At 70.0% G+C, this 6,694-nt stretch carries 5 protein-coding genes; all 5 read left to right on the top strand.

Features of this window, described 5'->3' with window-relative positions:
- Window positions 1–323 precede the first annotated feature (323 nt).
- Window positions 324–3,314 carry a carbohydrate binding domain-containing protein gene (locus ACWGH4_RS28040; protein WP_453465853.1) on the top strand — a complete coding sequence of 997 codons (2,991 nt, stop codon included), beginning with the start codon at window positions 324–326 and terminating at the stop codon, window positions 3,312–3,314.
- A gap of 330 nt (window positions 3,315–3,644) precedes the next feature.
- Window positions 3,645–3,923: a polyprenyl synthetase gene (locus tag ACWGH4_RS28035; RefSeq protein ID WP_453465851.1), complete on the top strand. Its 279-nt coding sequence runs from the start codon at window positions 3,645–3,647 to the stop codon at window positions 3,921–3,923.
- Window positions 3,916–4,968 carry a polyprenyl synthetase family protein gene (locus ACWGH4_RS28030; RefSeq protein WP_453465849.1) on the top strand — a complete coding sequence of 351 codons (1,053 nt, stop codon included), beginning with the start codon at window positions 3,916–3,918 and terminating at the stop codon, window positions 4,966–4,968. The genes ACWGH4_RS28035 and ACWGH4_RS28030 overlap by 8 nt, the downstream gene beginning before the upstream one ends.
- A gap of 52 nt (window positions 4,969–5,020) precedes the next feature.
- Window positions 5,021–6,178 (top strand): oxygenase MpaB family protein, encoded by a 1,158-nt coding sequence (locus tag ACWGH4_RS28025; RefSeq protein WP_453465847.1) that lies wholly within the window; start codon window positions 5,021–5,023, stop codon window positions 6,176–6,178.
- Between the two features lie 57 nt (window positions 6,179–6,235).
- Window positions 6,236–6,592 carry a hypothetical protein gene (locus ACWGH4_RS28020; RefSeq protein WP_453465845.1) on the top strand — a complete coding sequence of 119 codons (357 nt, stop codon included), beginning with the start codon at window positions 6,236–6,238 and terminating at the stop codon, window positions 6,590–6,592.
- Window positions 6,593–6,694 lie beyond the last annotated feature (102 nt).

Raw genomic sequence — 6,694 nt, 5'->3', positions numbered from 1 at the left:
CGTGAGTCCCGCGAGGCACCGGCCGACTGCTGTGCCGGGGCAGAGACGTCCTGAGAACGGACCGGCGCCACCGCTCACGGGACAGTTGCCGTGGCCGCGCCGGACGTCATGACGCGAGCCCTTTACGCGGCGGCTTTCCCCCGGTAACTTCCCGCCGTTGTAAAGAGTTTCGGAAAGTTTCCGACCGCGCTTCCGGGTGCGGTTCCTGCGGCTTGGCGGCGCGTCGAAGCAGTGGGCGGAATCGGACAGGTGCTCACCGAGCATCTGCTCTTGTCGACATCCGCGGCGTACCCACGCCGTGGCCTCCTCCCATGGAGAGACGCATGAAACGCACTCCTGCCCGGGTGCTCCGACGCCCCTTGGCGGCAGCCGTCGCCGCCTGCGCCCTGCTTGGCCTGACCGCGGCCGTGCCCGGCCCCGAGGCGCCCGCGACCGCCCCGGTCGCCGCGGCCGAGAACACCGCAACGGTCTTCTACTACACGAAGACCAAGAACTGGCCGGCCTACAACCTGCACTACGCACCCGACGGCGGACCATGGACCACCGTCCCGGGCGTGGCGATGCAGACCGCCTGCGCGGACTGGGTGAAGAAGACCGTGGACCTCGGCTCCGCGGGCGGTCTCCAGGCCACCTTCAACAACGGCTCCGGCACATGGGACAACAACGGCGGCAAGAACTACGCCCTCGGCACCGGCAGCATCTCCGTCAAGGACGGCGTCGTCGCCCACTCCGACCCCTGCGCCGGCGGCGCGGACCCGGATCCGACACCCGCCCCCGGCAACGCCGCCACGGTGTACTACTCGACACACGCCCTGGGCTGGTCGACGGCGAACATCCACTACCGCCCCGCGGGCGGGGCGTGGACGGCGGTGCCGGGCATCGGCATGCAGGCCGCCTGCACCGGCTGGTGGAAGCAGACCCTCGACCTCGGGCCGGCGACCTCCCTGAGCGCCGCCTTCAACAACGGCAACGGCGTCTGGGACAACAACAACGGCGGCGACTACACCATCGGAACCGGCACCAGCACGGTCCGGAACAACACCGTGACCCCCGGCGCGGCCGATCCCTGTGCGGGAGAGGTGCCCGACACCAGGGCACCGACCGCCCCCACCCGGGTGACCGCGAGCGCCGACGGCGTGTCCGTCGTCCTCACCTGGGAGCCCTCCACCGACGACCGGGGTGTGACCAAGTACCAGGTGACCCGCACCGGCGGCACCGGCGGGAGCGTCGTCACCGACGTCGCGTCCACCGTCTTCTCCGACGGCGGACTGGAGGAGAGGACCGCCTACACCTACACGGTGAAGGCGGTTGACGCCGCCGGGAACCTGTCGGCCGCCTCCGTTGCCGCCACGGCGACGACCGGCACCAGGCCCGAAGCGCCCGCTCCCGGCAAGCCCTTGGGCACGGACCCCCGCAAGGACCCGATCTACTTCGTCCTCACCGCCCGGTTCAACGACGGTGACACGTCGAACAACCGCGGCGGCAGCAAGCACAAGGCCTCAGGGAACGAGGCCAACAACGACCCCATGTTCCGCGGCGACTTCAAGGGACTCATCCACAAGCTCGACTACATCAAGGCCCTCGGCTTCTCCGCCGTATGGGTCACCCCCGTCGTGCTCAACCGCTCCGACTACGACTACCACGGCTACCACGGATGGGACTTCTACAAGGTCGACCCCCGCCTGGAATCGGCCGGCGCCTCCTACCAGGACCTGATCAACGCCGCCCACGCCAAGGGCATGAAGATCTACCAGGACGTCGTCTACAACCACTCCTCCCGCTGGGGAGCCAAGGGCCTGTTCGTGCCGACCGTCCACGGCGTGCGCGACTCCCAGTGGAGCTGGTACTACGACGAGAAGCAGCCCGGTTTCGAGTACGACGGCCTGACCGTCGAGACCAAGTCGGGGAAGTCGTACTACAACGGTGACCTGTGGTCGACGGCGGAGCCCGCCGGAAACACCTGCGTCGACTGGGGCAAGCCGACGCAGTACACCTCCCCCGAGGGCTACCGCATCTACAACTGCCAGTGGCCCAGCCCGACGTCAGGGATGTTCCCCAAGAACCTCTACCACAACTGCTGGATAGGCAACTGGGAGGGGGAGGACTCCCGTTCGTGCTGGCTCCACGACGATCTCGCCGACCTGAACACCGAGAACGCCCAGGTGCAGAACCATTTGATCGGCGCCTACAACAAGTACATCGACATGGGCGTCGACGGCTTCCGCGTGGACACCGCCGTCCACATCCCGCGCACCACCTGGAACCGCCGCTTCCTGCCCGCCATCCAGGCGCGCGTCACCCAGCAGCACGGCGCCGAGGCCGCGAAGAACTTCTTCGTGTTCGGTGAGGTGGCCGCCTTCGTCAACGACAAGTGGAACCGCGGCTCGGTCAACCACTCGGCCCAGTTCTACACCTGGAAGGAGCGCCAGGAGTACAGCGCCGACGACCAGAAGGCCGCGCTCGAGATGTACGACCACGAGCAGCAGCTGGGCACGTCGAACCAGCCCACCTCCGCCAACGCGTTCCTGAACGGCAACGCCTACCACGCACCGGACCACAGCAGGTTCTCCGGAATGAACGTCATCGACATGCGTATGCACATGAACTTCGGTGACGCGCAGAACGCCTTCAGCAACGGCAAGGACTCCGACGACAGTTACAACGACGCCACCTACAACGTCGTCTACGTCGACAGCCACGACTACGGCCCCAACAAGAGCAGCGAACGCTACACCGGCGGCACCGACGCCTGGGCCGAGAACATGTCGCTGATGTGGACCTTCCGAGGCATTCCCACCCTGTACTACGGCTCGGAGAGCGAGTTCCAGGCGGGCAAGAAGATCGACTGCGGGCCGAGCTGCCCACTGGCCACCACCGGCCGTGCCTACTACGGCGACCACATCGCCGGAGACGTCAAGGCCTCCGGATTCTCCAAGGTCGAATCCGCCACCGGCGCCGTCGCCGCCACCCTGGAGAAGCCGCTCGTCAAGCACGTGCAGCGGCTGAACGAGATCCGCAGGGCGGTCCCGGCCCTCCAGATGGGCCAGTACTCCACCGAGGGCATCACCGGCGGCATGGCGTTCAAACGCCGCTACACCAGCGGCGGTACGGACAGCTTCGCGCTCGTCACCGTCTCCGGTGGCGCCGTGTACACCGGCATCCCCAACGGCACCTACACCGACGCCGTGACCGGCGACACCAGGACCGTCGGAGACGGCAGGCTCACCGTCGCCGCGCCCGGAAAGGGCAACCTGCGCGTCTACGTCCTGGGCGGCACCGGAAAGATCGGAACGGCCGGCCCCTACCTGAAGTAGAGGCACCACCGTGTCCGTCGCGGGAGTGAGGGTGAGCTCCACTCCCGCGGCGGTCGCGTCCCGGGAGGCGACCGACGGGCGCCGGGCGAGCGCTCTCCCGCGACGGCCGGCGGCCGTTCCCCACCCCGCGGGAGTGCATGGCGCCGGGAAGGGATACCCCAGGTGAACGGCAGTTCGGTAGGTCATCCCTTCGGTGATCTCCGTCGCGGCGCTCCACGCGCCTCGGCACCCTTCCCATGAAGGCACCGGTGCGGATCACCTCCGCCCCGGGCAGGCACGGCCACCGCGCTTCCCGTACGGGGGCGCGGGCCGAGGGGGAGGGGTGGACCCATGCAGGGGACCGAACACGGGCGCGGTCAGGACACGCACGACATGGTGCTGCTGGCCGCAGGCGTCGCCGACCTGGCGGTCAGCACGGTGAGCGGAGCGCTGGACGGGTTACGCGGGCTGCTCCGCCGGGCCGACGTGGCCGAACTGGCCGACGAGGGGCGGCAGGACATCAAGGCCCGCGGCCGCCTCGCCCTGGACCGCTGCACCTCGACCTCGCCGCCGTACATGGAACTGCTGGCCCGGCACGCGACCGCCGTGCGTGGTCGCGGCGATGTCTGACAACGGTGAGCGAGAGGCGTTCAAGGCCCGGGTGGACCACGTCCTGCTCCATTTCGTGGAGGAGGAGATCGACCATCTCCTGGCCGTCGACGCCGACCTCGCCGCGGTCGCCGACCAGCTGCGGATCGCCACGAGCCGTGGCAAGCGGCTCCGGGCGGCCTTCTGCTACTGGGGCTGGCGTGCGGCCGGCCAGCCCGACAGCGACGCCCTGGTGCGCGCCGCCGCGGCCATGGAACTGGTGCACGCCGCGGCCGTGGTCCACGACGACCTGATCGACGACAGCCCCCTGCGGCACGGGCTGCCCACCGCGCACGTCGCCCTGCGCACCGCGGTGGCCGCGAGCCCCCGCCCCAGGGCCGCGGCCAGGTCCCTGGCGATGCTCGTGGGTGATCTGCTGATGTCGCTGGCCGGGCAGCTGTTCACCGCCTGCGGTCTCCCCGCGGCCTATCTGTCCCGGGCGCGGCCGCTGTGGGCGGTCCTGGCCCGCGAACTCGTCGCGGGGGAGTGCCTGGAGATCCTCCGCACCGGGACCCGCCCCGACACCGCCGCCTCGCTGAAGGTGATCCGCTACAAGACCGCCAAGTACACCGTCGAACATCCGCTCCACATCGGCGGCGCCCTCGGCGGGGCCTCCCACGACCTCCGGGAAGCGCTCTCCGACTACGGGCTGCCGCTGGGGGAGGCGTTCCAGCTCCGTGACGACCTCCTCGGACTGTTCGGCGACCCCGGCCGTACAGGGAAGGCGAACGCCGACGACATCGCGGCGCACCGGCCCACCGCGCTGCTGGCGCAGACGTGGCAGGAAGCCACCGCGACGGAACGCGCGGAGCTCGGAAGGCTTTTGGGGAACGGCATCCCGGACGAGGCGTCACTCGCCCGGGTGCGGGAGATCATGCACCGCACCGGGGCCCCCGCCCGCATCGAAGACATGATCAGCGGCCGGGTACGCGCCGCACTCGACGCCCTCGAGCAGACCTCCCTGCCCGCCGATGCCGCTCACGCGCTGGGCGGACTCGCCCGGGCGGCCACCGTACGCCTGCACTGACGATCCACCACCCCGGCCCACATCGCCGCGTCTGGCCCACGGAGGAGCCGTGATGACCTACACCGAGCAGTCCCTCGACGCCCTGCGGACGGCAGGCGACGAACTGGCCGACGCGACCGTCGCCACGCTCTTCGAACGGGGCGAGGTCGGCACGTTCAACACCCTCATGCGTTACGTCTCCACGGCCGGCGCTCCGCTGCCGGACGGGCTGCCCGAGGTGGCCCGCGAGTACCTCCACCAGACCGCCGCCCCGCCGTCCTGGGTCGACTGGGAGGAGATGGAGAGGGCGAGGATGTTCTTCATCGACAACAACGTGCACATCTCCACGGCCCTGTCGTTCGCGTCGATGCCCGCCTGCTACGTCCTGCCCCATGTCGCCAGGCTGCTGTCGGCGACGCACTCGCTGAAGTACCCCTCCAAACGCATGGCGGAGACCGGCCAGTTCACCGTCTACCTCATGCAGCCGGGCGCCTTCGAAGCAGGCAGCCGCTTCATCCCCGCCGTGCAGAAGGTGCGGCTGCTGCACGCGTCCGTCCGCCACCACCTGCGCCGCGAGGGCCGCTGGGACACCGAGAACCTCGGTACGCCGATCTGTCAGGAGGACATGATCGGCGGCCAGATGATGTTCTCCATCCAGGTGCTCGACGCCCTGCACCGGCTGGGCATCCACATGAGCACGGAGGGGGCCGAGGCGTACTACTACGCCTGGCGCGTCGTCGGCGCCATGCTCGGCGTCGACCAGGACCACGCACCCGCGGATCTCCCCCGGGCCCGACAGTTCTCCGACCTCTACATGACCCGTCACATGGGCCCGAGCGAGGAAGGGGCCCATCTGACCCGCCAACTCATCGACCTCTACGAGGAGGTCGTCCCCGGCACCCTCTTCGACCCCGTCGTCGGGGCCCTGATCCGCTACCTAGTCGGAGACACCTGCGCCGACTGGCTCCAGGTGCCCCGCACTGCGTGGGACACGGCGGTCAAGGCCGCCCCCGCCCTGCTGGGCATCCTCGAATCGATCGAGGACCGCTCGCCCCTCGGCGCCTGGGCCCTGGACCGCCTGGGTCACTTCACCACCCTCTTGGAGCTCAGCTCACTCACCCGCGGCCGCGTCATGCACTACGCCATCCCGGAGGAGCTCAAGAAGGACTACGGCGTCACCGCCGCGCGCACGGCCCGCTGGACCCCTCCCGCCCCCACGGTCACGACCTGAGCCCCACGAGCCGGCCGGGAACCGCATGCCGGCCGGCTCGAGGGGTACGCGGACAATATGACTGAAAAGGATGAAACAGGTAGCTCGCGTCAGCAGGCGGAGAACGCCGCGGAAGCGGCGAAGAAGGCCGAGGAGGAACGCGCGGAGGCGGAACCGTTCAGCTATCCCCACGCCGAGCGCCGCGCCGGTGTCCGGGCCACGCGGCAGGTCAGCCGGGAACAGGCCGACGCCGACAGCGTCCCCGGCGTCCCGGGCGGCTACGGGACGACGGGCGGTGGCCAGCCCGGCGGCAGCAGCGGCATCGGCCCCGACCGCGAGGGCACGCTCGACCCGGCCGAGTACTCGGACACCATCGGTGCCGGTGAGCCGGACAGCCGTGCCGCGGCCGACCAGGACCGGGACCGTCGCCGTTGACGGAGCCGTCCACGCCCCGTGGCGGCGACGAGGAGAGCAGGACCGCGCCCGCGGCGACCGGGCACGGCGTACCCGTGTCGCCGGCGGCGACACGGGTACGCG

The sequence above is a fragment of the Streptomyces sp. NPDC054847 genome, from assembly GCF_053610925.1.
This window is presented reverse-complemented; position numbering and strand designations above follow the sequence as displayed.

Bases quoted from the DNA above. Each gene is read 5' to 3' on its own strand.
- ACWGH4_RS28025 (WP_453465847.1), top strand. From the start codon at position 5,021: ATGACCTACACCGAGCAGTCCCTCGACGCCCTGCGGACGGCAGGCGAC.
- ACWGH4_RS28035 (WP_453465851.1), top strand. From the start codon at position 3,645: ATGCAGGGGACCGAACACGGGCGCGGTCAGGACACGCACGACATGGTG.
- ACWGH4_RS28020 (WP_453465845.1), top strand. From the start codon at position 6,236: ATGACTGAAAAGGATGAAACAGGTAGCTCGCGTCAGCAGGCGGAGAAC.
- ACWGH4_RS28040 (WP_453465853.1), top strand. From the start codon at position 324: ATGAAACGCACTCCTGCCCGGGTGCTCCGACGCCCCTTGGCGGCAGCC.
- ACWGH4_RS28030 (WP_453465849.1), top strand. From the start codon at position 3,916: ATGTCTGACAACGGTGAGCGAGAGGCGTTCAAGGCCCGGGTGGACCAC.